Annotated in this window: 13 protein-coding genes; 5 read left to right on the forward strand and 8 right to left on the reverse strand. The window is 59.2% G+C overall.

Annotated features, from left to right (window positions below):
• Positions 1–139: 139 nt before the first annotated feature.
• From SB822_RS20905 to SB822_RS20925, 5 genes are all read right to left on the reverse strand, one after another.
• Positions 140–712 carry a hypothetical protein gene (locus tag SB822_RS20905; protein ID WP_410855528.1) on the reverse strand — a complete coding sequence of 191 codons (573 nt, stop codon included), beginning with the start codon at positions 710–712 and terminating at the stop codon, positions 140–142.
• A 93-nt stretch (positions 713–805) separates the two neighbouring features.
• Entirely contained in the window at positions 806–1,342 is a 537-nt protein-coding gene (locus SB822_RS20910; RefSeq protein ID WP_410855529.1) for a hypothetical protein, read from the reverse strand.
• A gap of 204 nt (positions 1,343–1,546) precedes the next feature.
• Positions 1,547–1,915, reverse strand: coding sequence for a lysozyme inhibitor LprI family protein (locus SB822_RS20915; protein WP_410855530.1), 369 nt, complete (start codon positions 1,913–1,915; stop codon positions 1,547–1,549).
• A gap of 109 nt (positions 1,916–2,024) precedes the next feature.
• The gene (locus tag SB822_RS20920) at positions 2,025–4,922 is read right to left on the reverse strand and encodes a muramidase (protein WP_410855531.1); all 2,898 of its coding nucleotides are present in this window, start codon (positions 4,920–4,922) and stop codon (positions 2,025–2,027) included.
• 21 nt (positions 4,923–4,943) lie between these two features.
• Entirely contained in the window at positions 4,944–7,265 is a 2,322-nt protein-coding gene (locus tag SB822_RS20925; protein ID WP_410855556.1) for a type VI secretion system Vgr family protein, read from the reverse strand.
• Positions 7,266–7,521: 256 nt separating this feature from the next.
• On the opposite strand from SB822_RS20925, the gene SB822_RS20930 reads away from it, so the two are divergent.
• Positions 7,522–7,800, forward strand: a complete 279-nt coding sequence (locus SB822_RS20930) for a PAAR domain-containing protein (protein WP_410855532.1) — start codon at positions 7,522–7,524, stop codon at positions 7,798–7,800.
• Between the two features lie 11 nt (positions 7,801–7,811).
• Here the strand turns inward: SB822_RS20930 and SB822_RS20935 are convergent, their stop codons facing one another.
• Together SB822_RS20935 and SB822_RS20940 are read right to left on the reverse strand one after the other, a co-directional pair.
• On the reverse strand, positions 7,812–9,371 hold the full coding sequence (locus tag SB822_RS20935) for a M81 family metallopeptidase (protein ID WP_410855533.1): 1,560 nt from the start codon (positions 9,369–9,371) through the stop codon (positions 7,812–7,814).
• A 28-nt stretch (positions 9,372–9,399) separates the two neighbouring features.
• Positions 9,400–10,728 carry an MFS transporter gene (locus SB822_RS20940; protein WP_007733130.1) on the reverse strand — a complete coding sequence of 443 codons (1,329 nt, stop codon included), beginning with the start codon at positions 10,726–10,728 and terminating at the stop codon, positions 9,400–9,402.
• A gap of 147 nt (positions 10,729–10,875) precedes the next feature.
• On the opposite strand from SB822_RS20940, the gene SB822_RS20945 reads away from it, so the two are divergent.
• Entirely contained in the window at positions 10,876–11,808 is a 933-nt protein-coding gene (locus tag SB822_RS20945) for a LysR family transcriptional regulator (protein ID WP_410855534.1), read from the forward strand.
• Positions 11,809–11,973: 165 nt separating this feature from the next.
• Positions 11,974–13,707 (forward strand): methyl-accepting chemotaxis protein, encoded by a 1,734-nt coding sequence (locus tag SB822_RS20950; protein ID WP_410855535.1) that lies wholly within the window; start codon positions 11,974–11,976, stop codon positions 13,705–13,707.
• A 44-nt stretch (positions 13,708–13,751) separates the two neighbouring features.
• On the opposite strand, the gene SB822_RS20955 is transcribed toward SB822_RS20950, so the two are convergent.
• Positions 13,752–15,128: a chloride channel protein gene (locus SB822_RS20955; RefSeq protein WP_410855536.1), complete on the reverse strand. Its 1,377-nt coding sequence runs from the start codon at positions 15,126–15,128 to the stop codon at positions 13,752–13,754.
• Positions 15,129–15,250: 122 nt separating this feature from the next.
• On the opposite strand from SB822_RS20955, the gene SB822_RS20960 reads away from it, so the two are divergent.
• Both SB822_RS20960 and SB822_RS20965 read left to right on the forward strand, forming a co-directional pair.
• On the forward strand, positions 15,251–15,436 hold the full coding sequence (locus SB822_RS20960; RefSeq protein WP_152038159.1) for a hypothetical protein: 186 nt from the start codon (positions 15,251–15,253) through the stop codon (positions 15,434–15,436).
• Positions 15,437–15,741: 305 nt separating this feature from the next.
• Positions 15,742–17,571, forward strand: a complete 1,830-nt coding sequence (locus SB822_RS20965; protein ID WP_079503253.1) for a phospholipase C — start codon at positions 15,742–15,744, stop codon at positions 17,569–17,571.
• Positions 17,572–17,624 lie beyond the last annotated feature (53 nt).

A 17,624-nucleotide genomic window follows, 5' to 3' on the forward strand; every position in this document is an offset into this window, starting at 1 on the left:
TAGCTGTCTTTCCCAGCTTTCTGATCAGCACTCCCGCGTTCACGGCAGCTGCAATGAAGATGAATTTCTTCTCGCCGCGAACAACTGCCTGGTTTAGAAATGGGATCTCTTCTGCACCGTCACGAGATTGCAATCGGATTCAATTTATATATTCGGTACGATATCCGTTGAATTTATGACCATCAAAGTCAAAGCAAAAAATTCCATTCGTTGTTGCGCGATATACAAGGATGGAACCATCAATGCACACCCTGTTATTACCCCGGGAGAACGTCAATCGTGGTTTTCTAATTGTTTGAGAATTTTTCATATCAATTCGACCGGAAAAATAATCGAACGGCATGGGATAGACAATTCCAGTTTGCGTATCAATCACAACAACACTATCTCCATAAATATCAGATGACTTCCATTCTTTTATTCTCAAAATAATATAATGACCATTAAAATTTACCGAACGGATGGAGATGGCTTGCTTAATTTTCGCAATATGTCGCTCATCACAAAAATTGACTGGGGAGTATAGAAAAGAACATCCGTCATGCGCATAGCCAATTTCAATATGATCGAATGAATGATTTGATATCATTGCCGAAAATTTAGCATCAGAATTACTCAAATGGATGAAAAATAAAATAATTAATGCAAGAATTCGAAAAATGTATCTCATGATCGACCACAACCAAAGAGCAATGCGAACAGCAAACATCATTTAGGCATGTACTCTGAGGAATCGCTCGGAGTCATGTTGTCAATTCAAATCGAAAAATAATAAGATCAAATCACTCGACAGAATAATCGGATCTCACTGGAACTTCTCACAACGGTTGATCGTTTTAGTTATTGATTTAATCTTTTTTCCACCATCGATCAGAGAGAAAATCTTTTCTCGACACTCTTCTTTGAGTGCCCCACTCTGTTCGATATGATACTGCGCTACGAGCATTGCGCTGTCGGCCCGACTTATAAGATCAGTTGTATATACCCGGCCATCAGCGGTCTTCAGAGGGCGCCCGGCCTGGTTTGAGAACATATCGAGAACATCTGATTCAGAACCTTTTTCAAGGTCTGAAAAAGTGTAATATCGACAATCGGCTCCGCAACTATGAATCCCAATGTGATATCTCCCCGCAAAATTTATCACCGGAGCAGACACCATTTTCTCCATGTCATCACGCCAAACATCATCGATTTTCCTATAATAGGTTGGCAACTTTAACTCTCCATGATAAATCTTAGCAGGATAGTCTGAAAATTTCGGCAAAACCATGCCGTCAACCGCATAGGCAAAAGTGTATCCAGCAGTTACAAAAAGCATCACTGCTCGGAATAAATATTTCATCACAGTCTCATTTTAATCAGATCATCGAACCCACCGACCGGCATGGTCAAATTGCTCTTTCCAGATAGTTCATCATTTGGATACGCTGAAAATTCCGCATCTTCGGTGCCCATGTCATCGTGCCTTGTCTATTTTGTCAGCTAATAAAGATTCGGCAGCCGCCTCCGAAATCGCACAGGATTTATCGTTACATTGGAATTCCGGCTATTTTTTCGAAATGGAATTTCCGCCAGTTTCGTCCAATACCATTTCGATCTCGCTCGCCCTGTCATAGACTGACTTCAAAAAGAAATCGAGGCTGGTTGTTCTTGTAGTACCAAATTCGCCCGGGACATGTTCAGCGAGAAAATTGTAATTATCATCTCTCCACGTAATCCACTCACGTTGAACCTTATCGAAATTCAACTTATCTTCTGGATTGAGCATTTTTGCCAACTTCGCGTAACCAGCATTTATTCGTTTCTTTTGATTGATAATTTCGGCACCGACGCAATCTAGCTTTGCATCAACGCTAACCGCCTGCTTACTGCATCGCTCAAATTCTTTTGAATAAGTTCTTTCCTGAGCGTGCACGGCACATGAAAGAAAAAGAGTGAAAAAAACTATTACATTTATGCATTTCATGTCAAAACCTATTTTCTTCTAATTTGTAGAACTTGCGAAATCTCCCAACCGTCACATCTTAAACTCGCGACGAACTATTCTTCGATAATATTCTCAAGATGTCCCGCAACCGGTTTGTCGACGACATCACCGCATGATTTGCAGTCGATTGGTAATAAGACAGCGTTCCATCAGATATCTGCCCGCTCAGGATCTTAAAACCATTAGGCGTAGCAATTGATGCCCATTCTTTGGCCGCGGCATATTGCGCGTCATCCGCTGTTCCAACACCTTTCTTTACAAAATTAGCAAGCGCACCGCCGCCCGCCTTATTTAGCAAATACTCTTTGAAGACTCGTTCCTGCATATCCGCATCGTATTTTTCATTGCCACTTAAACTCAATGCATCTTTTGCCGCTCGCAAAGTGACAATCACCGTTTGATATTTCCCGGTGGCAAAAAGCCGATTGGTATCGGTGCCTGAGAGAGATTCAGTTCCGATTATTTCATTGATCGTTTTCCCCGTGACTGTACCGGCGGGGGGATTCATGTACGAGTGCCCAACTTTCCCGTTAGGAACGTCCTTAGTGCCAGAGTTATACGACTCGTAGCCACCTTCTCCGCCCGATATAATGTCACCGATTTTCTTAACCAGTTCGTCAAGGCTGTTGCTTGATTTGACAAAATTTCCAATCAACCCAATCGGATGGATGTGCCACACATCCGGACCATCCGGAAAGCCCTTCACAGCCTTCGCTGCATCCCACCATTGCAGCTTTCTAATACGCTCAAGCTCCGCCTGCCAGACGTATTTGCCGTCACCCATCAGCTTGGATAACCCGTCCCACTTACCCATATCGCCGCCCCATTCACTCTCATAGCGGACGATCAGACGCGAGACTGCCTCGGCGAGCCAAGGGACCGTCAAGGCGCTCTTCAAATCGGCGGGTGTTACGTTCCCGTTGCCGTCCCCTTGCCGCTTAGCCGCCTTTTCCAGCTTCCCGATCAACGGCCCGGCATTCACTGTTGCCGCAACAACACTGAACTCCTCCTCCTCGCCATCAAGCAACTGCTTGGCCTCGAAGAGGTTGCGCCTGTACATGTCCAGCAGCGGAATGCTAGTCGTATCAACCGTATCGAAGCCCGGCCACGCCCACGGGCTTTCCCACTGCGTACCGGGATGATCCTTCTCGCACACCCAGCCCAGGATCGTCGAACCGTCAGCGTTGCCCGCGGCGATCGACCACCACTGCGCGCCGCCTTTGTCCCGATCATCTGCCGCTTTGCCGTTGTCGGCCGACTGCTCAAGCTGCGCGCGAGAGAGTACCTGTTGGTATCCGACGGCTGGTCCCTGCGCGCCGGCAAGTTGTAGCGGGAAATCCGACCAGCTATGGACGACCGCCCCGGCTACCTTGCCTGCATACTGCCGCTCGACCCAAAGAGGATTACCCACGGGCGTCTTGCTTTCCTGTGGGGCGCGACCGCGCACGCGCCCGACCGACTGAGGCCCAGACCTGATCGGCTGCACCTTGGCCCAGCATCCCTTGCCTGGATCGCCCTTCGCCAGTTCCAGTTTGAGGCCCGCCAACTGAGAGTTGCTCTGCGGATCGGGACATTTGACGAGCTTCGCGCCCTGTTGGATCACGAGCAACGTTTTCCCGCTCTCGGGCAATTTCTTCGCCCGATCCTGACTCTTGCTGATGAAATTCTCGATCTGAGCTCCGCTGAATACCTCTACGTGAAGCAGCGATCGCTTCGGTGTCGGCGGCATCACCTGCGAATGGCTGGAGTTCTGGTACTCGCCCAGATAGCCCACTACGTCGCCTGCTTTGACCGGATACGGCTTGTCGAGCACGACTACCGTATCCAGCGGCTTGGGGTCGACGACCGCATCAAGTACGTCGAGATTGACCCAGCCCGTCGCAGCGCGCGGATCAGGTGTCGCGCCAGTGACGGCGGCGACAGGCGCCCCCTTGAGAATCTTCGCGATTTGCGCCCAGCCGGCCACCGCACTTCCTACAATGCTTAGTTCGCCATCTCGCGGCAGCAGGCCAATCACGGTTCCATCAGCCCGGTCCAGAATGCGGACGCCCTGGACACTCTGCGATGCGTCTACGGCACCGGCAGCATCAGCTGGTGGCAACGCATATCGGACCTTGGTATCAGCATACGGACCGAGTGCACCTAGGCTGTCGGGCGAAGGCCCAGCCGCAATGCTTCCCAGTTGTGCACCGTCGCCGGGAGCGGGGGCATTCGTACCCGCTGAAGCCAGATCGAACCGGAACGGCGTATTGCGCTGGGGAGGTTGCGCCTGCCGATCCCCCGCCTTGCCGCCGACACGGAAACGTCGGTCGCCTTGCCAGAACGGGAGCGGGTGGATAGACAGCGCAGATGAACTGCCGTCATCTGCCTGCGCCGCCTGATAACCTGCCCAATCAAGCTGGTGCATGTATAAGCTGTAGAACTCCAGCACCTCGTCGGCAGGCGGTTGGTAAGTCTGCGTGCTGCTGGCGGTAGTCGCAGATGCACTCGATACGGGTGAAGCCGTCGTTGCTGACGCGCCTGATGTCTCTGGCTCCGGCGGCAGCACGAGCTTGTGACGCATCAGCACAAACCCCGTCGAATACAGCGCGTGGCGAGGAGGCGTGGTCGGATAGGTCAGCTCGGGATATGTAGCGTCCAGCCGATAGGCCACGACCTCGCCATCGGCGATCGCCTGAACACCCTTACCCTGCGTTAGCGCGCCGCCGGTGCCAGCGTCGAAATGTATGCCGCCATGAAACATGCCGTTTGCCCCGAGCGGATAGAATCCGCCATCACCACTGGCCAGTGCCGTGAGCCATGTCTGGGGATTCGCTGGATTGCCATTGATAGGCGCAAACGGGAAGCTCCAGTTCAGGGGTTGCCACTGCGGCGGCTGCGTTGCAGGCGCGGCCGGTTTGGCGGGATGAGTCGAATGATTCAGATGCCTAACCATTTGATCTTGTCCGTGTCGCCGTCAGTTGGAGTAATGGTCCGCGCGACTCTGGGGAATGGAGCCGGCACCTTGAGCCAGTGTCGGATTCTCGTTCATCGATTGCGCTCCTTTTTTCTGGACCGTGATGACCTTCAGAAACAGGTCGAGCGGACCGCCCAAAGTGATGCTTCCGTCCTTGAGCTGGACAAACGCACCGCCGCATTCGAGGATGAGTTCCTTCTTCGCGCTGATACGCACCGTGCCGTTGACACTCGCCACGCTCACGTCCTTGTCAGCCAGTAACGACATCGCATCGCTTTGAGCCTGCACTTCGATCGGACCTTTCGCGGCGATCAGTTTCATCCCGAGCTTCTGCGCGAACATTGAGACGAGTTCACCCGCCGCCACGGTGAAGCGTTTCGCCACGCTGATATCCGCACTTTTCCCGGTCACCACGTTGACGTTGTCCTTTGCGCAGACCTGAACGCCACTGCCCGAGACGATGCCCACGGATGCGGGCGCGCTCGCAAGCACCCCCGGTTTTTTCAGGCCATTGAGTTCGTCATTGACTTGATGCTGCGCGTCAATGTCGGCGGGAACCGCCTTCGCGCTGCGCGCCGAATCCGCCAGTGCCCTTGCAAGCTCCAGCGCGGTTTCAAGCTGCGCGATGGTCTCCTGCATATCCAGTTGCTGCCCACCCGCCGCAGGCCGGTCATAGGCCGTGATGAACTGCCCTTTCCCTGCGCGCGTTGCGCCGTAGCCCGACGTGCGCAATTCAAAGCCTTCGCCTCGCTGCTCAAGCTTCTGGTTGACCAGATAGCCGAGGTTCAGTTGCGACTTGCCCGAATGCTCGGTCGACAGCTTGATGCCTTCCTGACCTTCCCAGTCCTCCATGCGCAGCTTGTTGTTGCTCTGCGTGCGGATCACGTTGCGCGAGAGCCAGCGCCGGTCGCTCGTGACGTGGTCCACGGCCTGGCTGTGGTGATGGAAGGCCGCTATATACGGCTTGTCGGGATCGCCATCCCTGAACTCGATCACGGCCTCCGTGCCGTCCAGCGCAGGAAAGTGGAAGCCCGTCTGCAACGCCCCGGCGAACGGTTTCGCGAGACGCAGCGGCACACTCTCGCCGCCCGCGGGCCATGGTGCAAAATCGGTGTCGAAGCGCACCGTGTAGTAACCGGCGGAAGTCAGATAGGCGTATTTGTATTGATCGGGCGACGTCACCCGGGCCGAGAGCGAACCGGGAATCTTCGCCCACGCCGACTCCTCCAGCTTCAGCCGGAAACGCCGGTCGGACGGAATCGCCTGCCAGGTGTTCGTGTAGGCCGTATCGCGCGCGCCACGATGCGTGACCGCGATCACGACCTGACCATCGGGCGCGTCGGACAACGCCTCGTCGACGCGCAGGATACGCGCCGGCTGCAGCGCCAGCACATTGCTTTCGCCCTCGTAGACGACCTGCCATGCTATCGCCGCTTCGTGACGAAGTTGCGCCTCCCACTTCGCGCTCGCCTGATCGAGGTGATGCGTGCCGTAGATGTACGGCTGGCCGTAGGTGGTGGGATCCTGAGGCGCGACGTTTGCCTCGTCCCTGAAGCGTTCCCACGCCTGTTCGGGGTTATAGTCGGCCACCAGGAACGACTGCGGCACGGTCCGCGCGTGAGTCTCCAGCGCGAACACCGACTCGATCGCCGCTTCAAGTCCCGCATTCTCCCGGTATGGGACATCGAGCTGCGGTTCATAGATGTAGTGGTCGATGTCGTCTCCAAGCACGATCTGGTCGCCGTGCTCGGTCTCGACCGTGTAGCAGTAGATGCCCGCCTTTTGCATCAGCATCTGGACGAAAGCGAGATCGTTCATCCGGTACTGGAAACGGAACAGGTGCTGCGGATACGCCCGACGCAACCGGAAGGCGAACTGATGGCCCTTCAGCCCATGACGTCGCAACACGGCCTCGATGATCTGGGGCGTGGTCTGATGCTGGTAGATCTGGCTCGTGGTGACCGCATCGAGCCGGGCGAAGTGCGACCTGACGATGACTTCGTAGCGGATGAAGTCCTTCGTCGCCTTGAGTGTCGAGAGCGACGCGATGAAGCCGGAGAAGCGGCGTGGCGTGCCGAGGGCGGGATCGATCAGGAATGCCGCGCCCCGGTTCAGATAGTCCTCGCGTGCAAGCTTGCCCGGATGTGTGAGCTGGATACGGACCTCGGTGGGCGCCCCCATGCGTTCAGTGGCTTCGAACGAGACTACGGAAAGTTCCGCCGCACTCGCCGCGCCCGGTACGTCAAGAAAATATGCCTGACGCCCTGTGACCGCCATCAGATCGGCTGCATACGCTCTGCTTTCCTCGAACAGGCTCGCCATCGTTTCCTCTCCGTCGTAACCCAGTGCCACGAAACTGTCTCGTGTGTGACGACACCGCATCCGTTCTAGAAGCAACGCGGCCGCTTTGGGTCAAGAGGTTAAGACGTGCCCGATTTATTGAAAAGCGTAGTTATCCTACTATTTATTCATGTGTTGCTTTTCGTCAACCTTTGCAAACCTTGACAATTTCCATTCGTAGTACGTGCTACATGGTTTTCCAGAACCAATCACCGATGCGAAAATCAGGAGAAACTGGATGACGAGATTGATCGCACTCAAAGGAAACCTGACCACCACGGGAGGCCGAGTGCTGGATGGTGACGCGACGATGCTCGATGATGGACAGCCGCTCGCGCGCCACATGGGGCTCGCGTCCTGCCCACGTTGCGGACAGAACGGCCCGATCTATGGCACCGCACTGAACTGGGGGATGGGAGCCTCGCGTGGCGTATGCGATGGCGACATCGTAATGTGCCGCTGTCCGCGCGGCACGAACCAAGTCATCGCGCGCTCGTCGATTTACGACGGCGGATAAGATGTCGGATCTCAAGCCTGCGCAGCGTTAATGCCGAATAGATCACGCTCAGTTTTGCGCTCACCCGTTTCTCGCACCGCGAATTCCCCAAACGTGAGCCCCATCGGCCGCACCCGCATATCCCCATCCAGCCTTCGCCACGGCAAATCCGCCGGATCAGCGGCCATCGGCCCGGGCGCTTTCGCCACCAGAACCGCATGCGCGCCCGCCTGAAAATCCGCGCGAAAATGCACCGAACTCTTCACCACTAGCACCTTCATCCGCTCAGGCTCAACGCCTCCAACGCGAAAGAAGTTGCGCTCGAAAATCTGCATCTTGATCGTGCTGACCACGATCCGCACACCGTCGATACGCAAACACGCAACCGGTCCGAGATCGCCCTGCATGCCGTTCATCATCGGACCGTCGAAACGAAAACGCCCATCCGACAGATGCTCGACTTCGAAAACACCTTGTAGCGGCGCGTCGCCCGGCACACCCGAGCGGCCCGCCAGCGCGAGTTCGATGCGCGCGCCGACGCCCGCGCGATGCGCCGCTGCCGCCGCCTGCGCGTCCCATATCACACCAACGGCCGCGTCCTGCACGCGATGACGCAGCAACGCGCGCACCATGCCCATCGTGTTCGAATCGCCGCCGACGCCCGGGTTGTCCTGCGTATCGGCGATGATCACGGGCTTTTCCGCATGTTGCGCAAGACGTGACGCTTCATTCACCGCTTCGTCGGGTGAAAGAAAGCGCACATCCCATTGCGCTTCATCGGCGAGCATGCGCGCGTGAAGCGCATCGATAGCCTTCACGAGCGCGTCTTCGTCATACCCATAACCCCAGATCACCGGCCCGCATTCAGGAAAATCCGCAGCGGGAAACCCCGGCGCAAACGACAGCGATGCGACCGTTCCCGCTTCGAGCGAAGCCAGCATGTCGTACACGCCGAGCGCGGGCTCGACGAGCGTGCACATCGCATTCACCGGAATCAGGAACGGAATGCGCCGCGACACGCGTTTCAAAGGGCGTCGATCGTGGGTCAACCTGTCGAGCAACGCAGCGGCGCGCTCGCCCGTTTCGGCCATATCGACATGCGGATAGGTTCGATACGCGACGATCGCATCCGCGAGTTGCAGCATCCTGTCCGTCACGTTCGCGTGAAGATCGAGCGACACGACGAGCGGCATGTCATCACCGACCACGCCCCGAACGCGTGCGAGCAGTTCGCCTTCGCCATCGTCGATATGCTCCGCGACCATCGCGCCATGCAGATCGAGATAGATCGCATCGAAGCCGCCCGCGCGCACGGCATCGACGATCTCGCCGGCAATGCGCTCGTATGCATCTTCCGTCACATGCGCCGACGCGCTCGCACCCGCCCAGATGACGGGGATCAGTTCGTGGCACGCCGCCTCAGTTGCCCTGATGAAGCCGCCAATCGGCACGTTCACATCGCGCAGATTCAGCACGTCGGCGCCGCGCGTCAAAGGCGGAAAGCCTTCGCCCTGAACGAAGCTCTGGTACGACGCCTTGGTCGGCGCAAAGGTGTTGGTCTCGTGCTGGAAACCGGCGATCAGGATCTTCATGATTCGTTCGTCCTCTTGCTCAGCGAACTCAGTTCGATTCAGGGCTAAGCGTCAACTCCGGCGCTTCATGAGCCGACTTGCGCGTCGACCGGTTGGCGAGAATCAGCAAGCCTGCAATCACCGGCATGCACGCCATGAAGATCAACGCGAGTTGCGAATTGCCCGTCGCCGTGCGCGCCCAGCCGATCGCCGCCGGGCCCCAGAAGCCGCCCGACAATCCGATCGTATTGATCAGCGCGATGCCGCCAGCAGCAGCCGGTCCCTTGATGTATTCGGCAGGCATCGCCCAGAACACCGTGTAGGCCATCCACATCATCGCCGTCGCAGCCGTCAGCAGCGCGAGTGTCGCGAACAGATGCCCTTGCGTGAAAATCGAAGCGACCAGCAACAACGCGCCCGTCAGCGCGGGCAACGCGCAGTGATAACGCCGTTCGCCCGTGCGGTCCGAACTCCGGCCCGCGACGTACATGCCGATCCCCGCCGCGACATACGGAATCGCGACATACCAGCCAAGACGCAGCGTATCGCTCACGCCCTGTTCCTTGATCAGCGTCGGCAGCCAGAAGCTGATCGCGTAGATCGGGAAGATGATCGAGAAGTACGCGAACGCCAGCAGATAGACGCGCGGATCGCGCGCCACGGCCTTGAACGAATGGTTGTGCGCGTGCGCCGCGCCCGTTTCGCTTTCGAGCAGCTGTTTCTCGTCGGCGCTCAGCCAGCGCGCGTCGGCGGGACGGTTCGACAGCACGAACAGCGTGACCACGCCAAGCACGATGCAGGGCAGGCCCTCGACGAGAAACATCCATTGCCAGCCTGCCAGCCCATGAACACCCGAGAGCGCTGTAATCAGCCACGCCGACAACGGCCCGCCGACGATCCCGCCCAGCGGCCCGGCCAGAAACACGATCGCGATGGCGCGCGCCATGCGCGTCGGGCCGTACCAGCACGACAGGTAATAGATCATGCCCGGCGCGAAGCCCGCTTCGAAAATGCCGAGCAGAAAGCGCATGCCGTAGAACATCGGCACGTTGCGCACGAACAGCATGCACGCCGACGTGATGCCCCACAGCACGAGAATGCGGCTGAAGGTCTTGCGCGCGCCGATTTTCGGCAGCAGCAGATTGCTCGGCAATTCGAACAGCACATAGCCAAGAAAAAAGATGCCCGCGCCGACACCATACGCTGCATCGGAGAAACCGAGGTCGCTCTGCATCTGGAACTTGGCGAAGCCGACGTTCACGCGGTCCAGATACGCAAACATGTAGCAAGCAAGAAGAAATGGCAGCAACCGCCAGTTGAGCCGGTTGTAGAGGGCGCGAACCGCGTCGCTCTCCCGCAGGGTCTGTATTGCTGTCATGTTCGTCTCCGGTATGTCGGGTTTGAATCCCGTGCTTGCGTTCCAGCATGTTGTCGGGGTAAAAATGCGCGAGCAAGAGCAACTAAGTTCACACTTCGTTGCCTGCAAGGCAACAGCAGTCAACCCAACGCTCTGGAGACGTCCGACATGCGCGAAATCAACCAGCAACGGCTGCGCTACTTTCACGAAGTGCTGTCGCACGGCACCATCCGCGGCGCGGCGGACAGCCTGAACACGTCGCCTTCCGTGATTACGCGCCAGATCAGGCTGCTCGAAGAGGAACTCGATACGACGCTGTTCGAGCGCGAGGCGCGCGGAGTCAAGCCGACCGAAGCAGCCACGCATCTGCTCGAATTCTGGCGCGGCTACCGTTCGCAGCAGGAAAAGCTCGAAGACCAGTTGCATTTGCTGAAGGGGCTTCAGCAAGGCCAGGTGCAACTGGCCGTCAGCGAGGGCTATGTCGATCCGCTGATCGAGGAAGTGATCGCGCCGTTCTGCGCGAAGTATCCGAAGCTGGACATCAATATCGAAAGTCTCGCCGTCGACGATCTGCTCAACCAGGTCGCCGAAAGCCGCGCGCATATCGGGCTTGCGTACAATCCGCCGCCTCATCCACGCATCGAGTACCGCGCGAGTTCGGCGCAGCCCGTCGTGCTGCTGGTGAGGCGCGATCATCCGCTCGCGTTGCGCGGCGGCCCAGCGAGCGTGAAAGACCTGCTCGAATGGCCGCTCGCGCTGATGCCGGCCACCTTCGGCATCGGCCACGCCGCGAAAATGCTGGAGTTCGCGGAGAACATCAAAATCCGCGCGACGCTCACCAGCAATTCGCTGACCGCGCTCAAGCGCTTCGTCGCGCATGGCGACGGCGTGACGCTTATCGGCGAGTTCGCTGCGTATCGCGAACTGGTGGCGGAAGAACTCGCCATCGTGCCTATCGATCATCCATTGTTTCAGGGCGCGAAGGCGCGCTTGCTCGTGAAATCGGGTCGGCCTCTCGCGGCCGCCGCGAATGAACTGCTCGAATGGATCTTGCGCAGAATGTCGATGTTCGCGCCCGGCAATGCGTCGACGGATGGTTGACGGCGGTCAGCAGGAACGTTGCAACCACAACCTTTCATGCACTGCGCCGCCGTAATGCCGTAGTAGCACCGCCGTCGGCCATTAGTCATATTTGAAACTTTATTGCAGAACGCATATCACTTTGTCGTTAAGAGAGCGTATTCGTCACCTGCATAAAAACGGTCCATGGCGTTTCTCAACACTTTCAAGATTGGTCCGCGTCTCGGCGCGGGCTTTGCCCTCGTTCTGGTTCTGCTTTGCGCGGTCGGCGGGGTTGGCTTGCTTCAATCGTCGCGCATCTATGACGGCACGTATCAGATCGGCAATGACTGGCTTCCTAGCGTCGAAACGTTAGGCACGATGCGCGGCCATGCGGACGACGCGCGCCGCCTGTCGCTGCGTGAACTGCTCAGCACCGACGCGAACCAGATTCGCGCCATGCGCGCTCAGCACGCGGATGCTGTGAATGCTTTCGCGCAGTCGCTGAACGCTTATTCGACGCTGATCTCGTCGCCTGAAGAACAGCAGCTTGACGACAACATCAAATCGTCGTGGGCCAGCTATCTCGAAGTCGACGAGAAGATCGAAAAGCTGATCGACGCCGGCGAAGCGAGCGCAGCCGAAGCGCGGCAACTCGCGGCAGGCGACGCGTCCACGCGCTTCACAACGACACTCGATCAGATCGACAGCGACATCAAGCTGAATCACCAGGGCTCGGTCGAAGAAGTCGCGAAAGCGGAAGACGCGTTCCACAGTGCGCGCATCTGGACAGTCGTGCTGTCGGCGCTCGCGTTGCTCGCGGGCGCGTTCATCGCTGTCGTCACCACGCGCTCGATCGTCGGGCCGCTGCGCCGTTCCGTCGACGTGGCCGAGACCGTCGCGCGCGGCGATCTGACTGCGGCGATTCACGTCGAGGGCGCGGACGAACTGAGCCAGTTGCTCGGCGCGCTCCGTCACATGAACGAACGTCTGCAGGATACGGTGAGCCGCGTGCGTTCGAGCAGCGAAAGCATCGCGACAGGCTCGTCGCAGATCGCCGCGGGCAACACCGATTTGAGCCAGCGCACGGAAGAACAGGCCGCATCGCTCGAAGAAACGGCCGCGAGCATGGAAGAACTGACGGCGACCGTCAAGCAGAACGCGGAGAACGCGACCCAGGGCAACGCGCTGGCGGCGCGCGCGTCGGAAACGGCGGCACGCGGCGGCGAGGTCGTGAGCCGCGTGGTCGATACGATGCACGGCATCTCGAGCAGTTCGCAGCAGGTGGCGCAGATCATCTCGGTGATCGAAGGGATCGCGTTCCAGACCAACATCCTCGCGCTGAACGCGGCCGTCGAAGCGGCGCGCGCAGGCGAACAGGGACGCGGCTTCGCGGTCGTCGCAGGCGAGGTCCGCACGCTCGCGCAGCGCAGCGCGGCGGCGGCGAAGGAGATCAAGGATCTGATCGGCGAATCGGTGAGCCGCGTGAACAGCGGCACCGCGCTCGTCGACGAGGCGGGCCGCACGATGGGTGAAATCGTGCAGTCGGTGCGCCAGGTGTCGGATCTGATGGGCGAGATCAGCGCGGCGTCGGGCGAGCAGCATCGCGGCATCGAGCAGGTCAATGTCGCGATCTCGCAGATGGACGAGGTGACGCAGCAGAATGCGGCGCTCGTCGAGCAGGCTTCGGCGGCGACGCAGTCAATGGCGTCGCAGGCGGCGACGCTGCGTGAACTGGTGTCGGTGTTCAGGCTGCCGGGCGGGCAGCAAGCGAATGCGATGAGCGCTGCGTCTGCTCCTGCGAAGGCTGTCGCGCGTGCCGCCGTGACCGTGCCCAGGAAAACGATGACCGCGGCTTCTGCAAAACCGCTCGCCGCTCAGTTGCCGAATGCCGAAAAAACGGCCGCGAGCCGCGCCGAAGCCGATTGGCAGACGTTCTGAATCGCCGCGCATCCCGTTGCTTTACGTGATGCGCCGTTTGATCTTCACTTGTGCGTGACGGGCAACAGCTTCATCCTAGCGGGCCGCTCTTGCGCCGCATTCGCCGTCACGCTTGCCACAACATGCGCCGGCATAGTCGTCGCTGCCGCGCTCGCGCGGCTCGCCAGCATCGCGCACACGCGGCTCGCGCCGATTGAACCCGCGACCGCGAACACCACCGGGAACAGCATGTCGTGCCCAAGGTGCGTGAACTCGGCGACGAGCACGATCGCCGTAATCGGCATGTTCATCGACGAAGCGAGAAACGCCGCTGCGCCGACTAGCGCAAACGCGCCGGTCGGCACGCTCGCGCCGATCAGATTCCACGCGCCGCCGAGCACGACGGCAAGCAATGCGCCCACCGTCAGTCCCGGCGTCAACAGACCGCCATGCGCGCCGACGCGCAGGCTGCTCGCGCTCACGGCAACCTTCAACGCCAGGAGCGCCGCCGCGAGCCCAATGCTCAACTGACCGTCGAAACCGAGTTGGGCGGTGCCCTTGCCGTTGCCGAGCAATTGCGGGAAGTGCACGGCAAGCAAACCGATCACGGCGAAGTTGAGCACGTTGAGCGGAATCATCAGCCAGCCAGCGCCCGGCGCGGCATTGCGCGCGCGATCCATGAAGCGCGTGAACGCATAGGCGGCGATGCCGAACACAGGCCCTGCCGCCACCGACCACGCAACCAGACTGCCGCTCAGCGCGAACGACGGAATCGCGTATTGCGACTCGTCGCCAAGCCCCATCCAAGCGACCACAGCGGCGATCACCGACGTCACAAGCGCGATCGCGACCGTGGTCGCATCGAACGTGACGAGCAGCACTTCGAGCACGAACACCGCGCCGCCGAGCGGCACGTTGTACACGGCGGCGAGGCCGGCGCCCGCGCCGCAGGCGATCATCACGCGCGTTTCGTTCGCTGACAGGCCCGCGACGCGCGCCAGCCAACCTGCCACCAGCGAGCCGACTTCGCGCGGCGCGACCTCGCGCCCCAACGGCGAGCCGAGCGCGACGGTCACGATCTGCAGCAGCGCATGCCCGAGCGTGCTGAGCATCGGCATGCGCGTGTCGGGCGATTTCACCGCCTGCTTGATGCTGACGAGCGGACGGCCGAAACGGCGCACGGCCCACCAGCCGAATCCCGCGATCAGACCGCAAACCGCCATGACGATCACGCGCCGTTCGGGCGATGCGCCATCGACGCCTTTCAGAAAGCTTTCGCCACCGACGATCGCATTCAGGCTGTAGCCGTACGCGATGTGCTGGACGGCGTGCAGCAGCAGCGCGAGCAGCATGCCGCCGAGGCCCGCGCCGACGCCCGTCAGTACGGTGACGACGGCGAGGCGGACCAGTGATTTGCGGTCGAGGGTGATGGGAGACGGCATGACGGCGTTGTGCGATGGGACGGGGAAGCCCCTACTTTAGGGTTTTCCCGTACATTCATCAAACGACTTTATCTACTTAATTGATGATTCGCACGACTTTGTGAAAAGCACTGTCGGAAACGATGGCCCTGCTGAAGGGGCGCGGCAAGTCACTCTCGATGACGGACCAAACTTCGCGCACCACACCTGCCGACGGAATTGAATTAACCGGTTTGTCAGCGAGTCTTGAAGTAGCCGGCGCAAAGAATGCGCTCGGCGTCATGACGTCGTTCCGCCATTTTCCAAATGTTTGCATCACTAAGCATTGAATTGAGAAAACCCGATCATCACGCTTAAGAATGAACTGCAAATAAATCACCGAACCTCGGGATCATCCAACTCCGTAGCGGTATCCGACGAAGCGCTCCATCTCACATCGAATAAGAACGAAAGCAATAGCAATGCAAATGTATGTAATAGGTCGGTAAGGAATGTTTCTCAATTACGCAATATGGGAATGATTCAATCCCGTTGCTTCACCTCCATCTTGAAGTGAGCTTGCAATTCCACCTAAAAAAACCCAGCAACTCCACGCATAACGGAGCGCTGAACGGCAATCTGGAGCCCCCGAGAAATGTTTTACAGGACAATACTACCCAGCGCGATAGCTGTAGCGGCGCTGTTGACCATCGCCGCGTGCGGCAGTTCGCACAACAACACGACGGCGTCGACCCCGCCCGTCGTTTCCGCGCAAGATGCCCTGGCGACCACCACGCCGATCAAACACCTCGTTGTGATCTTCGGCGAGAACGTCTCCTTCGACCATTATTTCGCAACCTATCCGACCGCGAAGAACTTGACGGGCGAGCCGGCGTTCACCGCTGCGACCGGCACGCAAACGGATATCGCCACGCTCGCCGCCGCAGGGCTGACGGGCGCGGCTAACCCGAACGCGCAGGCGACCTCGCCCAACATCGTCGCCGCCACGGTCAACGGCCAGACGACTGCGCCGCCGACGCTGGGCGCCGCGCTGACCACGACCACTGCGCAACCGTTTCGCCTCGACCGTTCCCAGGCGAACACGAAGAGCCAGAACCACAGCTATGGGCCTGAACAGCTCGCCGATGACAATCTGAAGATGGACGCGTTCCCGCTCTTCACGTCGGCCAGCTCGATCATCGCAGGCAGCACAGGCCAGTTTGGTTCATCGGCGCAGGTGCTCGGCTACTTCGACGGCAACACGGTGACCGCGTACTGGAACCTCGCACAGAATTTCGCGATGAACGACAACGCGTGGACCGACACGTTTGGTCCGTCGACGCCGGGTGCCATCGAAGTGATCTCGGGCCAGAATCAGGGCGTGACGCTAACGCCTAATCCGAAAAACCCGTCCGTCACGACAAGCAACAATGCGATTCCTGACGGACAGGGAGGCGTCACGATGATCGGCGACCTGGATCCGACCACCGACACCTGCACGGCCGCCGCACAAACCGCCAGTTCCGGCCCGACGGGCATGATGAACGGCAAGAACATCGGCGATCTGCTCAACGCTTCGAACATCACGTGGGGCGGCTTCATGGGCGGCTTCAACCTGCAGACCGTCAACGCGAACGGTACGACGGGCTGCCTGCGCTCGACGTGGTCGGACGTGCTTGGCAGCGCGCCGGCTGACTATGTCCAGCACCATGCCTGGTTCCAGTACTACGCCTCGACGGCCAATCCGACGCACCAGCGTCCGACCTCGACGGCGATGATCGGCTCCACCGAGCCGACGCTCGACAATACGGCCACGCCAGTTCACCACCAGTACGACTCCGATGACTTCTTCGCGGCTGTGCAGGCGGGTAACTTCCCGTCGGTCAGCTTCCTGAAGGCACCGGCAATCGGCGACGGCCATCCGGGCAATTCAGACCCGCTCGACGAGCAGGCATTCGTCGTGAAGGTCACGAACTTCCTGCAGCAGCAACCTGACTGGAAGAACACGCTCGTCGTGATCGCCTACGACGACTCCGACGGTTGGTACGACCACGTTACGCCGGCAATCACCAGCTCGTCGTTCGATACCACGCTCGTCACCCACGTCGGGGCGGCAACCTTTACGGGCGCCGACCAGTTGTCGGGCCAGGGCCAGTGCACCAGCACCGGGGCGACGCAGCCGCTCGGCATCAACGGTGGCGTGGTCAACGGCCGTTGTGGTCCGGGTACACGGACGCCGTTCCTTGTGGTTTCGCCGTGGGCAAAGCAGAACTTTGTTGACCACACGCAGATCACGCAGGCGTCGGTCGTCAAGTTCATCGAAGACAACTGGCTCAGCGGCAAGCGGCTCGGCGCGGGTTCGTTCGACGCAACGGCCGGCGATATCCGCAGCATGTTGAACCTGGCTGGCGCGGGCAACAACCCGGCCGTCTTCCTCGACCCGACCGTTGGTACGAAGCTCGCAGCTGCGCCGGCGACCAACTAACCCGACGCGCGTCCCGCCCGTTTCACGCATCGCCGGCTAAGGCCGGTGAAATT

The organism is Paraburkholderia sp. SIMBA_054, from assembly GCF_046534875.1.
GTDB lineage: Bacteria > Pseudomonadota > Gammaproteobacteria > Burkholderiales > Burkholderiaceae > Paraburkholderia > Paraburkholderia hospita.